We start from the raw sequence: 15,610 nt of genomic DNA, 5'->3' as shown, positions 1-15,610 counted from the left end.
TTCCGGTTCGACCACGACTACTACGGACGCTTGCTCCACCGATGAGGCGGTCGTAACCGAAAGCGAGACCAAGTAATGACTTCGACATCGAAAACGGCGACCAGGACGTGGGTAGGCGTGGTCACACTGCTGGCCGGCACGCTGCTGCCACCCTTGGATTTCTTCATCGTCAACCTCGCCATCCCGTCGATCCAAGACGACCTCGGCGGCGGCGACCTCCTGGGCCAGCAGATCGTGGCGAGCTACGCCGCCACCTACGCGGTGGCGCTCACCCTCGGTGGCCGGCTCGGCGATCTGTACGGGCGGCGGCGGACCTTCCTCACCGGCCTCGTCGGATTCGCCCTTGCCTCGCTGCTGTGCGGTGCGGCCGGCGAACCCTGGCTGCTCCTCGTCGGACGCATCCTGCAAGGCCTGACGGCCGCGCTGATGGCGCCGCAGTCCTTGGCCCTCATCCGCGCGAGCCTCGACGGCCGCGACCAGACGGTCGCCCTGGGCTTCCACGGTGCGACTCTGGGCCTCGCCGCGGTGATCGGCCAATCCCTGGGCGGCCTCCTCGTCACCGCCGACGTCTGGGGGCTGGGCTGGCGGGTGATCTTCCTCCTCAACCTGCCCGTCGCGGCCCTGGCTCTGGTGGGCAGCCTGGTCCTGCGTGACCCGCCCACCCGGGGCGAGGAAAGGCTCGACTGGATCGGTGCGATCCTGCTCTTCACTGGCCTCGCCGGGATCGTCATCCCCCTGGTCGAGGGGCGCGCCCTGGACTGGCCCTGGTGGTCCTTCGTCGTGCTCGTCGTCGCCGCCGGCCTGCTGCATCGCTTCTGGCGCTACGAATCCGCCCTCGGCGCCGGTCGGCGACGTGGTCGCGGCCTGCCCCTGGTACCACCCCGGGCGGTCACCGCGCCCGGAGTGCGGAGCGCTCTCGTGGCGGTCGCCCTGTTCTACTCGATCGCCGCGTTCTTCCTCGTCTTCTCGGAACACGAGCAGGCCGTCGGCCGCACTCCACTGCAGGCAAGCCTGGACATCCTGCCGCTGGGGATCGGTTTCCTGATCGGGCCGCTGACCGTGCCGCACCTCATGCGGGTCATGCCACGCCGGATCGCCGCGCTCGGCCTGCTCCTGGAGACCATCGGGTTCCTCACCTTCGCCGGGCTCGTCGCCGCCTTCGGCCAGACACCGTGGGCGGCCGCGCCGCTGGCGCTCATCGGCTTCGGCCAAGGGCTCGCCCTGCCGTCGCTGATCCGCATCACGGTCACGCACATCCCGCGCGCGTTCGCCGGGCTGGCCAGCGGTCTGGTCAACGCGACCCTGCAGATCAGCGCGGCCCTGTCTGTCGCGATCTTCGGCGGCATCTTCTACGCGACCGCCGGGGCGTACGGCTCGGCCCGGGCCATCACCACGGTGTCGATCCTCATCGCCGCGCTCTTGTTCGCATCCTCCTTGCTGTCGCTGCGAGCCGAACGTGTCCCGTCCCTCGATACGCCCTCACCGATCGAGGAAGCACACGATCGCCCGGTGAAGGTGAAGCGCGCCGCGAGGGTGGCCAGGTAGCGGGTGGGTCACGGACGGCGCCACACCGCTCCGCGTTGCTCGTACTCCAGCACGGATTCCGCGCCGACGGCGGCGTCGGCGCCGAGTTCCCGGGTCACCAGCCAGAGCGCGAGGTCCAGGCCCGACGTGACCCCGCCCGCGGTGACGAGGTCGCCGTCGTCGACGACGCGGGCGTCGATCACCCGCGCCTGCTGGGCGGCGAGGTCGGCCTTCGCGAGGTGGTGCGTCGTGCACGGACGGCCCTTGGTCAGGCCCGCGGCCGAAAGCACCATGACGCCGGTGCACACCCCGGCGACGACGGCGTGGCGGGCGCGGCCGAGGTCGTGAAGGAAAGCGCTGTCTTTGATCAAGGCGTTGACGCCGGGACCGTCCTTCGCGGCGTACCCACCGCCGGGGACGATGAGAACGTCGTCGGCGGCGTTCGGGTTCCACGCCGTGGACACCCCGAACTTCGTGCCGAACGTGCCGGTTACGACGCCCGGCGCACCCCGGTTGACCAGCGTCACCTGGACCTCACCCTGCTGGTGCCCGGCGTGGCCCAGCACGGCGAGGGGGCCGATGACGTCCTGCTCCTCGACGCCGTCGAAGAGCAGGATCTGCACGCGGAGCGTCCCGCGTGCCGGCTGGGCGGCCGAAGCGGTGCCGGTGGTGGCGAGCGAGGCGAGGGCGGCGGTGCTCGTCGAGGCGGCGGAGAGCCGGAGGAAGTCCCTGCGTTCCATGGGGGACGCCTTTCTGTCGGGGGTCTCGCTCCAGCAGTCGTGCGCGCGGGCGCCGGAGTTCCACGACATTTGTCGGGCAGGGCGCTGCGTCGTGAGACTGACCTTTGTGGACTGTCCACGGCGCCGTTCGCCGGACCAACGCCGAAAGGTGTGCGCAGCCGCTGAATGCGGTGGCGCACACCTCTCGCGGGCCGGCGAGCAGCGGTGCTAGCGACCGGCCGCCTCTTCGATGACGGAGGTCACCTTGTCCGGATGCGAGATGTAGACGACGTGGCTGGACCCGGGGACCTCGGTGATCTTCGCGTTCGCGCGCTGGTACATCCAGCGCTCGAGGTCGGGGTTGGAGACCATGTCGGACCCGGCGACGATGCCGTAGCTCGGCTTGGTCTTCCAGGCGGCCGTCGTCACCTTCTCCTCGAGGATGCTCGCGGAGACGAAGACCTGCGACCGGGCCATGAAATCGGCCTGCCGGGCGGGGAGATCGGCGGCGAAATCGGCGTGGAACTTCTGCGGATCGAGCATCAGGAACCCATCACCGGCGGGCTTGATGTCATTGGTCGGTGAGGGGATCTTCTGGAGGAGTTCGCCGAGGGTCTCGCCGGCGTCGGGTACGGACGCCGCGGCGTAGACCAGCGCCGTCACCTTGGGATCGTCGCCGGCCTGGGTGATGACCTCACCGCCGTAGCTGTGGCCGACGAGCACTACGGGCCCGTCCTGCATGGCGATGACGCGGCGCGTCGCCGCGACGTCGTCGGCCAGGCTGGTTTCGGGTTCCTGGACGATGCTGACGTTGTAACCCTTAGCCACCAGGCGGTCTTGCACAGCCCGCCAGCCCGAGCCGTCGGCGAACGCGCCGTGCACCAGGACGACGTTGTGGACCTTGGGCTTCGTGTGTTCGACCTGGACCGGCGACGCCGTGGCGCCGGTCTTGGCGTCGGCACTCGCCGGCGAGCCCAGGATCGCCGTCGCCACGATGCCGGCCAGCCCCAGGGTGACCGCGGGAAGGATCTTTTTCATTGTCTGGCTGTCTTTCTGCTCAGTGATCGTTCAGCTCGAGATCCATCGTCGGCCGCGGCCACGACCCGAGCCAACGCAAGATGCAGGATGTGCAACCAACGGAAAAATGACCTACGTCATGGCCGAGGGCGGGAATATCCGGGCCGTCATTCGCTGTCGAGCACGTCCTGAACCGGCACATCGAGCGATTCGAGCCGGATCGAGGCGCTCGATCCGAGGATCGTCGCGAGGCGGGCGCCGAGTTCGGCGCAGGCGGCGAGCAGCGGTGCCGCGAGGCGGTGCAGCACCGGGTCGGGCAACCGCGAAGCGTGGCCGGCGATGGCGACCGATCCCAAGGCGTGGCCCGAATCGGGGTCGAGCACCGGTGCCGCGATGCCGTTGAGCTCCGGGTGGTTGACCGACCGCGAGATGGCGTAGCGCCGGCGGCGGATCTCGGCGAGCTGCTCCGGCACCTCGGTTCGCGCCGCCCGGCCCGGCTGGGCGAGGAGGACGTCGTCGACCTGGTGGGCGGGGAGGAACGCGAGGATCGCCGTTCCCGCGCACCCCGAGGTCAGCGGCGAGCGTTCGCCGATGTGCGCGATCGGGTGGGCGGCGGTGCCGGGCGGGCCGGCGCTGAGCACCATGACGCGGTGGGCTCCGCTGCGGAGTTGCAGGCTCGCCGTCTCGCTGGTCTCGGCGGCGAGCCGGACGAGTGCCGGGCGGGCCCGGTGCAGGAGGGCCGGGCGTGGCCCCACGAGCGAGGCCAGGGCGACCGCGCGGGCGCCCACCCGGTAGCCGCGGCGTCCGATGTGGTCGACGTACCCGTGTTCCTGCAGGTCCCGCAGGACCCGGTAGGCCTTGGTCGAGGGCAGGCCCGCGCGCTCGGCGATGGTCTTCAACGCGGCCGGCTGGTGCAGGGCGGCGAGCGTCTCGAGGATCCGGAGCGCGCGGATGTGCCCGTCCTCGGCCACTGGCGCATCCTTTTCCGTACGGGGCGCCAACGGGTTTTCTCGTGCGGCGCACAGACGGAGGTGGTGGCAGCCGCCTCGAGCATCGCACTTCACGACACCTGCGTCAAGACCGAACGTTCTATCCGATGGCGCTCCTCGAAAGGTGGACCCGCACCCTGTCCGGGCCGGCTACGGGACGACCACCCGGACCCCGGGCAGCGCGATGCGCACCTCGACGTCCGGCGCGAGGCGGGCGACGGCGTCGGCGTAGTGCCGCGGGTCCTGGTCGCCCTTGGTGATCAGGCGGTCGCCGAGGTAGCCGCTGTGGAAGGCGTAGTGGTGGGGGATCGCGAGCGTCGGGCGCAGCACGGCGGTCAGCTCGGCCGCTTGCTCGGCGTTCATCACCACCTGGGCCAGGTCCGCCGGTCGGATGCAGAGGCCGTTGGTGGGCAGGATCGTCAGGTCGACCGGCCCGAGGCGATCGGGGATCCGGTCGAGTTCGGGCACCCGCAGCGAGTCGCCGCCGAAGAACAGGGTCCGGCCGCCCGCCTGGAGCACGAACGTCACCTCGTGGACGCCGTGCTGGCCGGGGGTGGCGGTGACCGTGAGGTCGCCGACCCGGGCGGACTCCCACGCCTCGACGGTGTGCAGGGTGGTGAAGCCCTTGGCCTTCGCGATGGCGGTCACGGTGCCCGGCCCGACGAGCGGGGTGGCCGGGTCGAGGCCGCCGGCGAGGAGGGCGTCGAGGTCGCAGTGGTCGTAGTGCTCGTGGCTGATCACGACCGCGTCGAGCCGGCCCAGTGCGGACACGGGCATCGCGACCCGTTCGCCTTGGTGGTACGTGGCTTTTTCGGTGAACCACGGGTCGGTGAGGATCCGCAGGTCGCCGAGTTCGATCAGCTGGCACGCGTGGGCGATCCGGGTGACCGCGAGGGAGGTGCTCATGTCGTGGTGGTCCTTTCCGGGAAGGGTCAGAGCTCGGTGATGGCGCCGAGGAGTTCTTCGGGCGTCTCGACCTGTGGCAGGTGGCCGGACCGGGGCAGCACGGTGAACTTCGCCATCGGGATGGCCGCGGCGTAGGCCTTGCCGTACTCGGTGCCGACGATCCCGTCGCTCTCGCCCCAGATGACGTGGACGGGCAGGTCGATCGCGTGGAGCCGGTCCAGCAGGGTCGGGTCGGACATGGCCGGTCCGGTGTAGGAGAGCAGCGCCTGGATGTCCGGGCCCGGTCCGGTGCCGCCGGCCGCGGGCGGTGCGGGCGCCTTGCTCGGGTCGTGGAAGGACAGTTTGCTCAGGTCGGCGGGCGCGAGACCGGCGACGCTGGTCACCGGGTGCCCCTCGACCTCGATCCCGACGCCGTCGACGATCACCGCGCCGCCGACCCGGGGGCTGCCCAGGAGCGCGATCTCGGCGGCCAGCCAGCCGCCGAACGAGTTGCCGATCACCGTGACGTCGCTGAGGCCGAGCTCGTCGAGCAGGCCGACGTAGGCGGCCGCGAGGGCGCGGGTCGAATCCACACCCGGCACCCGCGGGGTGCCGGCGAACCCGGGGTGGGTCGGCGTCAGTACCCGGGAGTGCGTGCGATGGGCGAGCAGGTCGGCGAAGCCGGTCACCGTCGCCGGGCCACCTCCGCCGTGCAGCAGGAGGAAGGTCCGGGTGTGGTCGCGGTCTTCGACGGTGACCACACCGCCGGCGGCCGGCGCGCTGAGGGTGCGGATGGGCCGGAGGCTTCCGGCGGGGACGGAGTTGCTCATGCGATCTCTCCTTGGTGGGGTAGGCTATGTAAACAACCTTATATAAACATACTTAGTTTGGCAAGTGGGAGGGTCGCGGATGGTGGGTTACGCTGCGTCGGTGTCACCGTCGCTTCAGGAGATCGGGCTCGCTGTCAAGCGGCTGCAGTGGAGGCACCACCGCGAAGCCAACCGCAGGCTGGCCGAACACGGGCTTTCCTTGGTGCAGTGGGACGTTCTCCGGCACCTGCACCAGCAGCCGGACGCCACGCTGCACACCCTGGCGGATCTGACCTTCCAGACCGACCAGTCGATGGGGGCCCTCGCCAAGCGCATGATCGAGCGGGGCCTGCTGAAGCGGGTGGACGGCCCCGGCCGGGCCACCCGTCATCACCTGACCGGCGAAGGCGAGCGTGCCTTCGAGGCCGGATCGTCCGTCCTGGAATTCGTCCTGGCCGAGACCGTCGGCACGCTGACCGAGGCCGAACAGGCTGTCCTGTACGAACTCCTGATCAAAGCGGCCGGGTCGCGGTGACCGTGCGCGGGATCACGTGCCCGGCCGGTCGAATGCGAGTTGCCGGATCTCGGCGCCTGAGAAGATCCACGGCTTGCGCATGCCCAGGCGGTCGGCGGGTGGCCGCTGGACTTCGCGAGCGGCTTCGTTGTCAGGGCAGGTCGGTCACGCCGCGCAGACGGAGTGCACGGCGGTGCCGAGCGCCTGGCGGTGCAGCGCGTCCAGCCGATCCAGGACCACCGCCGAGCCGGTCGCCAGGACGAGCTGCGCACCGCACGGGATCCGCTCGGCGCGGATGTCCACAGTGGACGCCAGGCGCGTGAGCAGGTCCGTGGTGAGCCGGTCGAGGCGCGTGCGGATCCGGCCCAGGTCCGGCCGGGTGGTGGGGGCCTCGTCCGGGTGCGCCGTCCAGCGGGCGAACAGCCCGCGCTGCACCACCTTGCTGGCGGTGATCTGGTCGCGGAAGAACGCCGCCGCCGCGTCCGGGTCCAGGCCGATGGCCGCGGCCTGGGCGCGCACCTGGTTCAGCACCTGCTCCTCGCGGGCGGGGTCGTCGATCGGTGAGTCGGTGCCGAACTTGGCCGCCGCCACGTCGTCGCCGACGCGCAGGCGTTCGACGACGAGGTCGGTCAGCGGGCCGAGCCTGCCGAACGAGCCGTTCGCCGTGAGCGCGGCGGGAACTTCGGCGGCCGCGGCCGCGGGAACGGTCAGCGTCATCGCGCCGGCCACCGTGAGTGCCGTGGCGGCGATGCCGCGGGCCACCTTGCTGGTCAACTGCTTGCCTCGCTTTCCTGGAGGGGGAGGTAGGTGACGTCGGTGAGGTGTTCGGACGCCGCCCACAACCGCCGCCGCAGGCGGTCGTCGTGGGACAGCGAGCTAGCGGTGACCAGCTCGGGGTAGCCGGTGCGCCCGCGCGGGCCGAAGTAGTCGCCACCGCGGGCGTGCGGGTCGGTGGCGGCGCGCAGCGGCCCGAGTGCGCCCTTCGCCGCGCTCTGGGACAGGGCGAGCGCGAGCGGGTTGACCTTGGGGTTGAGCGCGGCCCGGACCAGCGCGTTCAGTTCGCGCCCGCCCTCGGTCCGGGCGAGGCCCGGGTGCCCGGCCACCGCGATCGCCGGGCTCCCGGCGGCCCGCAGGCGGCGGTCGAGCTCGTGGGCGAACAACAGGTTCGCCAGCTTGGCCCGGTTGTAGGCCGCCATGAACCGGTAGGCGGGACCGGGCTCGGGGTCGAGGTCGGCCGGGTCGATGGTGCCCTGGCGGTGGCCGTTGCTGCCCACCGTCACCACCCGCGCCCCGGTGGTGCCGGTGAGCAGGTCCAGCACCAGGCCGGTGAACGCGAAGGGGCCGAGGTGGTTCACGGCCATGGTCGATTCGAAGCCGTCTTCGGTGACCGCGTACCGCACGCGGAAACCGCCGACGTTGTTCACGAGCAGGTCGAGGTGGTCGTACTCGTCGTGCAGCCGGCGCGCGGCGGCGCGGACCGACGCGAGCGAGGCGAAGTCCACCAGCAGGGTGCGGACGACGGCGCCGGGGGAGACGGCCCGGATCCGGTCGGCCGCCGCGGCCGCCCGGCCGGGGTCGCGGCAGGCCAGGACGACGTCGGCGCCGCGGCGGGCGAGGGCGTCCGCGATCGCGAAGCCCAGTCCGGTGCTGGCGCCGGTGACGAGGGCGGTCCGGCCGTGCTGGGCGGGGATGTCCTCGAAGGACCAGCGTTGCCGTGTCACGGAAGCACCTTTCTGCTGTATGTAGCGATCACTCTAACACAGTAAAGATAGAACGTTCGGTCTTGACGCGCCGGCCGAAGGCTCGCATAGTGGAGAGCGATAGAACGTTCGGTATCGCGGACTGGTCCGCGATCGTGAAGGGATTCCCGCCATGACCAAGCCTCTGTACCTCGGCATCGCCACCTCGACCGGCGACGGCCGCGCGGGAGGGCAGGCGCGGACCGACGACGGCCTGCTCGACATTTCCCTGGCGATCCCCAAGGAGATGGGTGGCCCTGGCGGTGCGACCAACCCGGAGCAGCTGTTCGCGGCGGGCTGGGCGTCGTGCCTCCATTCGGCGTTGAAGGCTGTGGCGGCGCAGCGGAAGGTCAAGGTCGCCGACTCCGCCGTCGTCGCGGAGGTGCAGGTGCACTCGACCGACGAGGGTGGCTTCACGCTCAGTGCGGCGCTGCACGCGGAACTGTCCGGTGTGGACCAGGCGACCGCCGACCAGCTCGTCGAAGGCGCGCACGCGATTTGCCCGTACTCGAACGCGACCCGGGGCAACATTCCGGTGACGGTCGACGCGACCGTCGCCTGAGCCGGGGTGGCCGGGCCGGCGGAAGACTCCCCGGCCCGGCGCGCCCGGTGCGGAGCGGGCCCGGTGCGGACCTATCATGGCCGGATGGCGAGGGATTCCAGCTCCGCACCGACGGCCGCCGGCTTGAGCAGCCAGGAGGTCATCCTCGACGCGGCTCGCGCCCTCGTCGGGGAAAAGGGCTACGACGGCATGGCGATTTCGGACCTGAGCGCCCAGTCCGGGCTGCCGCCGAGCTCGATCTACTACCACTTCGGCAACAAGCTCGGCGTCCTCGCGGCGCTGCTGGAGCGGACGTTCGACGAGCTGCACGCGCTGTTCCCGAACCCGTCGTCCTACGACGAACTGGCGCCGCTCGACCGCCTCGAAGCGTGGTTCTCCGCGGCCTGTGACTCCCTCGACCGCCGCCCGGACTACCTGCAGCTGCTCGTCGCCATCAGCGTCGGCCCGCAGAAGGACGCCGAGGCGGTGCGGGCGACCGTGCGCCGCATCCGCGACTACGCGCACGCTTCCTGGGTCGCCGCGCTCACCCCGATCTTCGCCCCTCGCGGTGGCAAGAACAACGAAGCCCTCGTCCAGGAGCTGGCCGTCCTCGGACGGGCCTTGACGGACGGGCTTTCGGTGGCCAACAGCTTCGACGGCATGAGCTACCGCTCGCAGGTCGCCCCGTTCGTCGCCCTGATCCGCGGCCTGGCGGACCAGCGGGGGCCGAAGCGCAAGCGCTGACCACGTCCGAACGGCCTTGATAACACCGCGGCCCGTTGTATAGTGAGCGCTACATACAACGAATGGGGCGGCACAGTGACGAGCACTCTGGATGTCGGTGACGCGCGCCTGGCCTACACCGAGGCCGGTTCGGGCAGCCCGGTCGTGTGGCTGCACGGCTCGGGGCCGGGCGCCACCGGCATGAGCAACTTCGGCGGTAACCTGCCCGCCTTCGCCGACCACCGCAACATCGTGGTCGACCTGCCGGGCTGGGGTGCGTCCCCGCGGCCCGGGACCGACGAGCCGCTGATCTTCCATGCCGCCGAGCGCGTGTCCCGCGCGATGACGGCGCTCGGGATCGAGCGGGCCCACCTGGTCGGCAACTCCTACGGCGGCGCCGTGGCCATGCGGATCGCGATGCGGTACCCGGATCGCGTGGACCGGCTCGTGCTCATGGCGCCGGGCGGGGTGCTGCCACCGGAGGCGCCGCCGTGGCCCGCCGGGCTCGAGCGGCTCTTCGGTTACATGGCCGCGGAAAAGCCGTCGCGCGAGGCCATGGCCGAGTTCGTGCGGCTGATGGTCTACGACGAGTCGCTCGCCACCGACGCGCTCATCGACGAACGGTACGAGTCCAGCCTGCGGGCTCATCCCGAGCTGCCGATCCCGCCGAACTTCGGCGACCTGACCCCCGACCTCGGCCGGATCGCCGCCCCCACGCTGCTCGTGTGGGGCCGGGAGGACCAGACCGTGCCGCTGACGTGGGCGGCCAAGATCCTCGACGGCATCCCGAACGCGGAGCTGCGGGTGCTGCCGCACTGCCGGCACTGGGTCCAGTACGAGCGCTCGCCCGAGTTCAACCACCTCGTCCGCGAGTTCCTGCGGGGCGGCGCGGCCGCCGCGGCGGAGGGATGACCGTGGGGATCAGGAAGCTGGGTTACGTCGGTCTCGACGTCACCGACGTCGACGCGTGGACCGACCTGCTCGTGCGCACGCTGGGCGTCGGCGTCACCCACGCCAAGTCCGGCACCGACGAGGTCGTCCTCGCCGAGCTCGACGAGTTCAAGTACCGTCTCGCCCTTCATCCGTCCACTGAGGACCGTCCGCGCGAGCTGGGCTGGATCGTCGACTCACCCCGCGAGCTCGACCGGCTGACCGGGCGGCTCACCGGCGCCGGGTTCGCCGTCGCGGACGGCTCGGCCGAGGAGGCGGACCTGCGCGGTGCCACGCACCTGCGCTGGTTCACCGACCCGGTCGGCTACCGCGTGGAGCTGGCGGTCGGCGAAGCCAAGGTGCGCCTCGGCGCAGAGCGGCCGGCGGGCGGGCCCGGCGTCACCGGCCTGGGGCATTTCGTGCTTGCCAGCCCGAAACTCGAGGAACTGCGCGAACTCTACGAGTCGGTGCTCGAATTCAAGCTGACCGACTACCGCGCGCCGGGCCTGTTCTTCTTCCGCTGCAACCGGACCCACCACAGCATCGCGCTCGCGAACGCCGAAACCGCGTCGATCCACCACCTGGAGCTCGAACACGGCTCGATCGACGACGTCGGGCGGGCCTACGACCGCGCCCAGGCCAACGACGTGCCGATCTCGATCAGCCTGGGCCGGCACAGGAACGACAAGGCGATCTCCTTCTAGGTCCGCAACCCCAGCGGGTTCCACCTGGAGATCGGCTGCGGCGGCATCGACGTCGGCGACGACTGGGTCCCGCACGACTTCGGGCGGTCGGACGAGTGGGGGCACCACCACGCGGAGGCCAACCCGTTCGCCGCCCCGAAGTCGTGAGCCTTTCGGGCCGCCGCGCCCTCGTCACCGGCGCGGCGAGCGGGATCGGCCTGGCCGTGGCCACCCGGCTCGCCGGGCTGGGCGCCCACGTCGTGGTGTGCGACATCGACGCCGAGGGGGCGGCGCGGGCGGCCGAGGTGGTCGGCGGCGAAGCGCTGGCGGTCGACCTGAGCGAGACCGGCGCTCTCGCCGAGCGGGCGTTCGACGCCGACATCCTGGTGAACAACGCCGGGGTCCAGCACGTCGCGCCGGTCGAGCGCTTCGAGCCCGAGCGGTTCGCGGCCATGACCCGGCTGATGCTGGTGGCGCCGTTCGTGCTCAGCCGCGCCGTGCTGCCGGGCATGTACGCGCGCGGCTGGGGCCGGATCGTGCACGTCTCGAGCATCCACGGCCTGCGGGCCAGTGCGTACAAGTCCGCTTACGTCAGTGCGAAGCACGGCCTGCTGGGACTGTCCAAAGTGCTCGCGCTGGAAGGCGCGGCCCGCGGCGTCACCAGCAACTGCGTGTGCCCCGGGTACGTGCGGACCCCGCTCGTCGAGAACCAGCTGGCCGACCAGGCGGCGGTGCACGGGCTGAGCACCGGCGAGGTGCTGTCGGAGGTGCTGCTGGCGAGGACGGCGGTCAAGCGGCTGATCGAGCCGGGCGAGGTCGCCGGCGCGGTGGCGTACCTGTGCTCACCCGAAGCCGCTTCGGTCAGCGGGACCGAGCTGGTCCTGGACGGAGGCTGGAGTGCCTCCTGACCAGGTACCGGCCCGGTGCGGTCAGCTCATCGGCAACGGCGTCGCGGCGAACACGCCATCGGGGTCGACGGCGGCCTTGACGCGCCGCAGCCGCGGCAGGTTGTCGCCGTAAGCGTGGGGGATCTGGTCGGTCGCGTCCGGGCCGAGCAGGTTGGCGTACCCGCCGGGGAACGCGTGCCCGGCCAGTGCGTCCGACGCCGCGTCCGCCCAGCCGCCGACGTCTTCCCCGATACCGAGGATCTCGGCCATCAGGTGCGGCCGGCGGAGACCGAACGCGGTGTCGGCGGCGGCGACCCGCGCCGCGGCGCCGTGGAAGTGGTGCAGGCTGATCCCGGACTGCGGCGTCGGCAGCCGGCCGCCGAACCGCTCGACGACGGCGGCGACGCCCTCGTCGAGCCCGGGCACCGAGCGGGTCCGGATGGTGACGTGCCTGCCGTCGGGGAACATCGCGTCCCGCCCGGCGATCGCGGTCGCGTGGGGCACGGTCTCCAGCTGGGCGAGCAGGGGGTCGCCGAGGCGGGTCAGCGCGGCCACCGGTCCCGACGGGTCTTCGCCGGTGCCGACGTCGCCGGCCCAGGTCGGCAGCACGAGCAGCGCGGGCGAACCGTCCGGTGCGGCGATCACGCCGGTCTGGATCGTCAGGTCGTCGGGCGCTTCGAGCTGCGCCTCGCGGACCCGCGCCAGCACCTGCCCGGCCTGGTGCCAGGGGTAGAGCACCAGGCCGGTCACCACCGCCGGCACGGCGTGCAGCCGGACGGTCATCGCCGTGACGACGCCGAAGTTGCCCCCGCCGCCGCGCAGGGCCCACAGCAGGTCCGGGTCGTGCCGGGCGTCCGTGCGCACGATCGTTCCGTCGGCCGTGACGACCTCGGCGGCGAGCAGGTTGTCCGCGGCGAGGCCGATCCGCCCGGCCAGCGGTCCGTAGCCGCCGCCGAGGGTGAGCCCGGCGACCCCGACCGTGCCGATGGTGCCGGTCGCGCCCACGAGACCGTGCTCGCCGGCCGCGGCCAGCAGGTGGTTGGCGGACGCGCCGCCCCCGACCTCGGCGGACCGGGTGGCGGGATCGACCCGGACCCCGTGCAGCGGCCGTATGTCCAGGGTGAGACCCCCGTCGGCCAGGGCGCGGCCGGCCCAGTCGTGGCCGCGGGAGCGGACGGAGAGCGGCAGGCCGAACTCGCGGGCGGTCCGCACGCCGAGCACGACGTCGGCGGTGGTGGTGCAGGTCAGCACGAGGGCGGGCCGGTGGTTCACGGCGCCGTTCCACAAGGCGACGCCGTCAGCGTATCGCGGGCCGGATGAGTGCACTTGGCGGTCCGGGACGGCGGTGCGCAGCGCGCGGTGGGCGTCGGCGAGGGAACGGGCGTGGTCGCGGGTGTGGGACATGGGTGTCCTTCATCGAGTTAGAGGAGTACCGAACGTTCTCCTCTTTGAATGTAGCGTTCACTCTAACGCGCGTTCTGTCGAGTGTGAGGGTGACTTGGCGTAGTGATACCGATCGTTCTATCTGCTAAACTCGCAGGATGGTGCTCAACGCTCGAGGTCAGGTGTCGGAAGCGCGGTCGAGGTTGCTCGCGACGGCCACGCGCATCTTCTACGCCGAGGGCCTGCACTCCGTGGGGATCGACCGGATCGTCGCGGAGGCCAAGGTCACCCGCGCCACGCTGTACCGGCACTTCCCCAGCAAGGACGACCTGGTCGTCGCGTACCTGGAGGGTGTCCACGAGATGGAGCGCGAAGGGATCGACAAGGTCGTCGCCGGGGACCTGCCGGCGGCCGACGGCTTGCGGGCGATCGCCAAGACGATCGCCGACGGCATCGGGTCGGCCCACTTCCGGGGCTGCGCCTTCCTCAACGCGGTGGCGGAGTACCCGGACCCCGCCCACCCCGTGCACCGGGCCGTCCTCGCGCATCGCGAGTGGTTCCTCCGCACGGTCACCGACCTGCTCGCGCAGGTGGGCGAGGCTCCGGCGGAGCCGGCGGGGCGGCACTTCGTGATGCTGCGCGACGGCGCGATGGCGGCGGGCTGCCTGTCGGATCCGGCCGAAGTCTCGGACACGTTCCGCCAGGGTGTCGACGGGATCCTGGAGCACCGGCTCGCCTCCGCGAGGAAGTGACCCCCGCTTCCGGGGTAGAACGTTCGGTCTTGACGAGTGGCGGGCTCGTCGCTACGGTGGGTTGTGTACTGATCGCTCCATACAAGGAGCGACCCGGGCTCCGCGTCGGCGGGCCCGCTCACCGAAGGAGACCTCCGTGAGTACCGCCCCCAGTGCCCTCGCACCGTCGCTGCGGCGGCTGTACTTCACCCGCTTCGCCTTCGCCCTCGTTTGGGCCGCGCTGCTGATCGCCACGGCGTCGGGCCTCGGCCCGGCGGCCGTCACGCTGCTGGTGCTCTACCCGCTGTTCGACGTCGCCGCGGCAGCCGTCGACGCGCGGGCGGCGAAGGCGACCGACTCGGTGCTGGCGCTGTACGTCAACGTCGCGGTCAGCTTGCTGGCCGCGGCCGGGGTGGCCGTCGCGGCGACCTCCGGCATCCCCGGCGTCCTCCGCGTGTGGGGGAGCTGGGCCATCGTCTCGGGCCTGGTGCAGTTCGCGGTCGGCCTCAGCCGCCGCCGGTTCGGCGGCCAGTGGCCGATGATCGTCAGCGGCGCCCTCTCGGTCGTCGCCGGGACCTCGTTCATCCTCCAGGCCGGGCGCGACGGCGCTTCGCTCGTCACCATCGGCGGTTACGCCGTGCTCGGTGGCGTCTTCTTCCTCGTTTCGGCCCTTCGGCTCGGTGCTGTGGCGAAGAAGGCCGGTCTCAGCGCCGGCACCGTCTGACGCGGATGAGCACGCTGCAGTTCAAGCGCTCGCCGCGGCTGGCGGCGCCGCGCCCGCCGGGCGGGGAAGTCCACCTCGAGCCGCCGCCCGAGGTGCCCCGCGTCATTCCCGGCAACATCGTGCTGAAGGCGCTTCCGGTCGTGATGATCGTGGCGTCACTGGGGTTGCTGGTCTTCTTGTTCACCGCCAGCCAGCGCAACCCGCTGACGATCGCCCTGGGCGCCACGACGGTCGTCGGGACGCTCGGGATGATGGCCGGTGGTGGCGGCAAGGGCGGCGGTGCCAAGCGCGCCGAGATGGACGAGGACCGCAAGGACTACCTGCGCTACTTGGGGCAGATGCGTGACCGCGCCCGTGAGGCGATGGTCGACCAGCGCGCCGCCCTGGAATGGGTGCACCCGGATCCGCAGTCGCTGTGGTCGCTCGCGGCGAGCCGCCGGATGTGGGAGCGGCGGACGAACGACTCGGATTTCCTGCACCTGCGCGTGGGGCGGAGTTCGCACCGACTGGCCACGCGGCTCGTGCCGCCGCAGACGGGCCCGGTGGACGAGCTGGAGCCGATCTCGACCCTGGCGTTGCGCCGGTTCGTCCGGGCGCATTCGATCGTGCCGGACCTGCCCACCCAGATCGCGTTGCGGGGCTTCGCCGCGGTGTGCCTGCAAGGGGACCTCGAACTGACGCGGGGTCTGGTCCGCGCGATGCTCGCGCAGATCGTTTCCTTCCACAGTCCCGACGACGTGCTGATCGCGGTCGCCACCGCGGGCCGCGCGAAGGAGGAGTGGGAGTGGGCGAAGTGGCTGCCGCACGTCCAG

At 71.6% G+C, this 15,610-nt stretch carries 17 protein-coding genes and 1 pseudogene; 10 read left to right on the top strand and 8 right to left on the bottom strand.

Going from position 1 to position 15,610, the window contains the following annotated elements:
* The first annotated feature begins 117 nt into the window (after window positions 1-117).
* The gene (locus tag ACWEN0_RS48655) at window positions 118-1,545 is read left to right on the top strand and encodes an MFS transporter (RefSeq protein ID WP_451988556.1); all 1,428 of its coding nucleotides are present in this window, start codon (window positions 118-120) and stop codon (window positions 1,543-1,545) included.
* Between the two features lie 8 nt (window positions 1,546-1,553).
* On the opposite strand, the gene ACWEN0_RS48650 is transcribed toward ACWEN0_RS48655, so the two are convergent.
* From ACWEN0_RS48650 to ACWEN0_RS48630, 5 genes are all read right to left on the bottom strand, one after another.
* Window positions 1,554-2,264: a DJ-1/PfpI family protein gene (locus tag ACWEN0_RS48650; protein WP_451988555.1), complete on the bottom strand. Its 711-nt coding sequence runs from the start codon at window positions 2,262-2,264 to the stop codon at window positions 1,554-1,556.
* 207 nt (window positions 2,265-2,471) lie between these two features.
* Entirely contained in the window at window positions 2,472-3,281 is an 810-nt protein-coding gene (locus tag ACWEN0_RS48645; RefSeq protein ID WP_451988554.1) for an alpha/beta fold hydrolase, read from the bottom strand.
* Window positions 3,282-3,427: 146 nt separating this feature from the next.
* The gene (locus tag ACWEN0_RS48640; protein ID WP_451988553.1) at window positions 3,428-4,231 is read right to left on the bottom strand and encodes an IclR family transcriptional regulator; all 804 of its coding nucleotides are present in this window, start codon (window positions 4,229-4,231) and stop codon (window positions 3,428-3,430) included.
* 168 nt (window positions 4,232-4,399) lie between these two features.
* Window positions 4,400-5,155 (bottom strand): MBL fold metallo-hydrolase, encoded by a 756-nt coding sequence (locus ACWEN0_RS48635; protein WP_451988552.1) that lies wholly within the window; start codon window positions 5,153-5,155, stop codon window positions 4,400-4,402.
* A 26-nt stretch (window positions 5,156-5,181) separates the two neighbouring features.
* Complete coding sequence (locus ACWEN0_RS48630; protein WP_451988551.1) at window positions 5,182-5,964, bottom strand: alpha/beta fold hydrolase; 783 nt, start codon at window positions 5,962-5,964, stop codon at window positions 5,182-5,184.
* Window positions 5,965-6,064: 100 nt separating this feature from the next.
* Here ACWEN0_RS48630 and ACWEN0_RS48625 point away from each other — a divergent pair, with 100 nt between their 5' ends.
* Window positions 6,065-6,478, top strand: a complete 414-nt coding sequence (locus ACWEN0_RS48625) for a MarR family winged helix-turn-helix transcriptional regulator (protein ID WP_451988550.1) — start codon at window positions 6,065-6,067, stop codon at window positions 6,476-6,478.
* A 144-nt stretch (window positions 6,479-6,622) separates the two neighbouring features.
* Here ACWEN0_RS48625 and ACWEN0_RS48620 read toward each other — a convergent pair whose 3' ends face one another.
* Together ACWEN0_RS48620 and ACWEN0_RS48615 are read right to left on the bottom strand one after the other, a co-directional pair.
* Complete coding sequence (locus ACWEN0_RS48620; RefSeq protein WP_451988549.1) at window positions 6,623-7,231, bottom strand: chorismate mutase; 609 nt, start codon at window positions 7,229-7,231, stop codon at window positions 6,623-6,625.
* Window positions 7,228-8,178 (bottom strand): oxidoreductase, encoded by a 951-nt coding sequence (locus ACWEN0_RS48615; RefSeq protein WP_451988548.1) that lies wholly within the window; start codon window positions 8,176-8,178, stop codon window positions 7,228-7,230. The genes ACWEN0_RS48620 and ACWEN0_RS48615 overlap by 4 nt, the downstream gene beginning before the upstream one ends.
* A 151-nt stretch (window positions 8,179-8,329) precedes the next feature.
* On the opposite strand from ACWEN0_RS48615, the gene ACWEN0_RS48610 reads away from it, so the two are divergent.
* The 5 genes from ACWEN0_RS48610 to ACWEN0_RS48590 all read left to right on the top strand — a co-directional run bounded on the left by ACWEN0_RS48610 (window position 8,330) and on the right by ACWEN0_RS48590 (window position 11,981).
* A complete protein-coding gene (locus tag ACWEN0_RS48610; RefSeq protein WP_451988547.1) occupies window positions 8,330-8,758 on the top strand; it encodes an organic hydroperoxide resistance protein in 429 nt (142 codons plus the stop codon).
* A gap of 84 nt (window positions 8,759-8,842) precedes the next feature.
* Complete coding sequence (locus tag ACWEN0_RS48605) at window positions 8,843-9,481, top strand: TetR/AcrR family transcriptional regulator (protein ID WP_451988546.1); 639 nt, start codon at window positions 8,843-8,845, stop codon at window positions 9,479-9,481.
* A gap of 75 nt (window positions 9,482-9,556) precedes the next feature.
* Window positions 9,557-10,372, top strand: coding sequence for an alpha/beta fold hydrolase (locus ACWEN0_RS48600; RefSeq protein WP_451988545.1), 816 nt, complete (start codon window positions 9,557-9,559; stop codon window positions 10,370-10,372).
* Window positions 10,373-10,374: 2 nt separating this feature from the next.
* The gene (locus ACWEN0_RS48595) at window positions 10,375-11,094 is read left to right on the top strand and encodes a VOC family protein (RefSeq protein ID WP_451988544.1); all 720 of its coding nucleotides are present in this window, start codon (window positions 10,375-10,377) and stop codon (window positions 11,092-11,094) included.
* A 143-nt stretch (window positions 11,095-11,237) separates the two neighbouring features.
* The gene (locus ACWEN0_RS48590; protein ID WP_451988543.1) at window positions 11,238-11,981 is read left to right on the top strand and encodes a 3-hydroxybutyrate dehydrogenase; all 744 of its coding nucleotides are present in this window, start codon (window positions 11,238-11,240) and stop codon (window positions 11,979-11,981) included.
* Window positions 11,982-12,002: 21 nt separating this feature from the next.
* Here ACWEN0_RS48590 and ACWEN0_RS48585 read toward each other — a convergent pair whose 3' ends face one another.
* Window positions 12,003-13,364, bottom strand: coding sequence for an FAD-binding oxidoreductase (locus ACWEN0_RS48585; RefSeq protein WP_451988542.1), 1,362 nt, complete (start codon window positions 13,362-13,364; stop codon window positions 12,003-12,005).
* A 161-nt stretch (window positions 13,365-13,525) separates the two neighbouring features.
* Here ACWEN0_RS48585 and ACWEN0_RS48580 point away from each other — a divergent pair, with 161 nt between their 5' ends.
* From ACWEN0_RS48580 to ACWEN0_RS48570, 3 genes and pseudogenes are all read left to right on the top strand, one after another.
* Entirely contained in the window at window positions 13,526-14,095 is a 570-nt protein-coding gene (locus ACWEN0_RS48580; RefSeq protein WP_451988581.1) for a TetR/AcrR family transcriptional regulator, read from the top strand.
* Between the two features lie 136 nt (window positions 14,096-14,231).
* On the top strand, window positions 14,232-14,798 hold the full coding sequence (locus ACWEN0_RS48575) for a hypothetical protein (protein WP_451988541.1): 567 nt from the start codon (window positions 14,232-14,234) through the stop codon (window positions 14,796-14,798).
* Window positions 14,799-14,803: 5 nt separating this feature from the next.
* Window positions 14,804-15,610, top strand: a pseudogene (locus ACWEN0_RS48570) (type VII secretion protein EccC); the annotation flags it as partial.

Source organism: Amycolatopsis sp. NPDC004378 (genome assembly GCF_053602455.1).
The sequence above is the reverse complement of the archived record's forward strand: the minus strand, read 5'-3'. Positions and strand labels throughout refer to the sequence as shown.

Bases quoted from the DNA above. Each gene is read 5' to 3' on its own strand.
- ACWEN0_RS48650 (WP_451988555.1), bottom strand. From the start codon at position 2,264: ATGGAACGCAGGGACTTCCTCCGGCTCTCCGCCGCCTCGACGAGCACC.
- ACWEN0_RS48645 (WP_451988554.1), bottom strand. From the start codon at position 3,281: ATGAAAAAGATCCTTCCCGCGGTCACCCTGGGGCTGGCCGGCATCGTG.
- ACWEN0_RS48635 (WP_451988552.1), bottom strand. From the start codon at position 5,155: ATGAGCACCTCCCTCGCGGTCACCCGGATCGCCCACGCGTGCCAGCTG.
- ACWEN0_RS48630 (WP_451988551.1), bottom strand. From the start codon at position 5,964: ATGAGCAACTCCGTCCCCGCCGGAAGCCTCCGGCCCATCCGCACCCTC.
- ACWEN0_RS48610 (WP_451988547.1), top strand. From the start codon at position 8,330: ATGACCAAGCCTCTGTACCTCGGCATCGCCACCTCGACCGGCGACGGC.
- ACWEN0_RS48605 (WP_451988546.1), top strand. From the start codon at position 8,843: ATGGCGAGGGATTCCAGCTCCGCACCGACGGCCGCCGGCTTGAGCAGC.
- ACWEN0_RS48585 (WP_451988542.1), bottom strand. From the start codon at position 13,364: ATGTCCCACACCCGCGACCACGCCCGTTCCCTCGCCGACGCCCACCGC.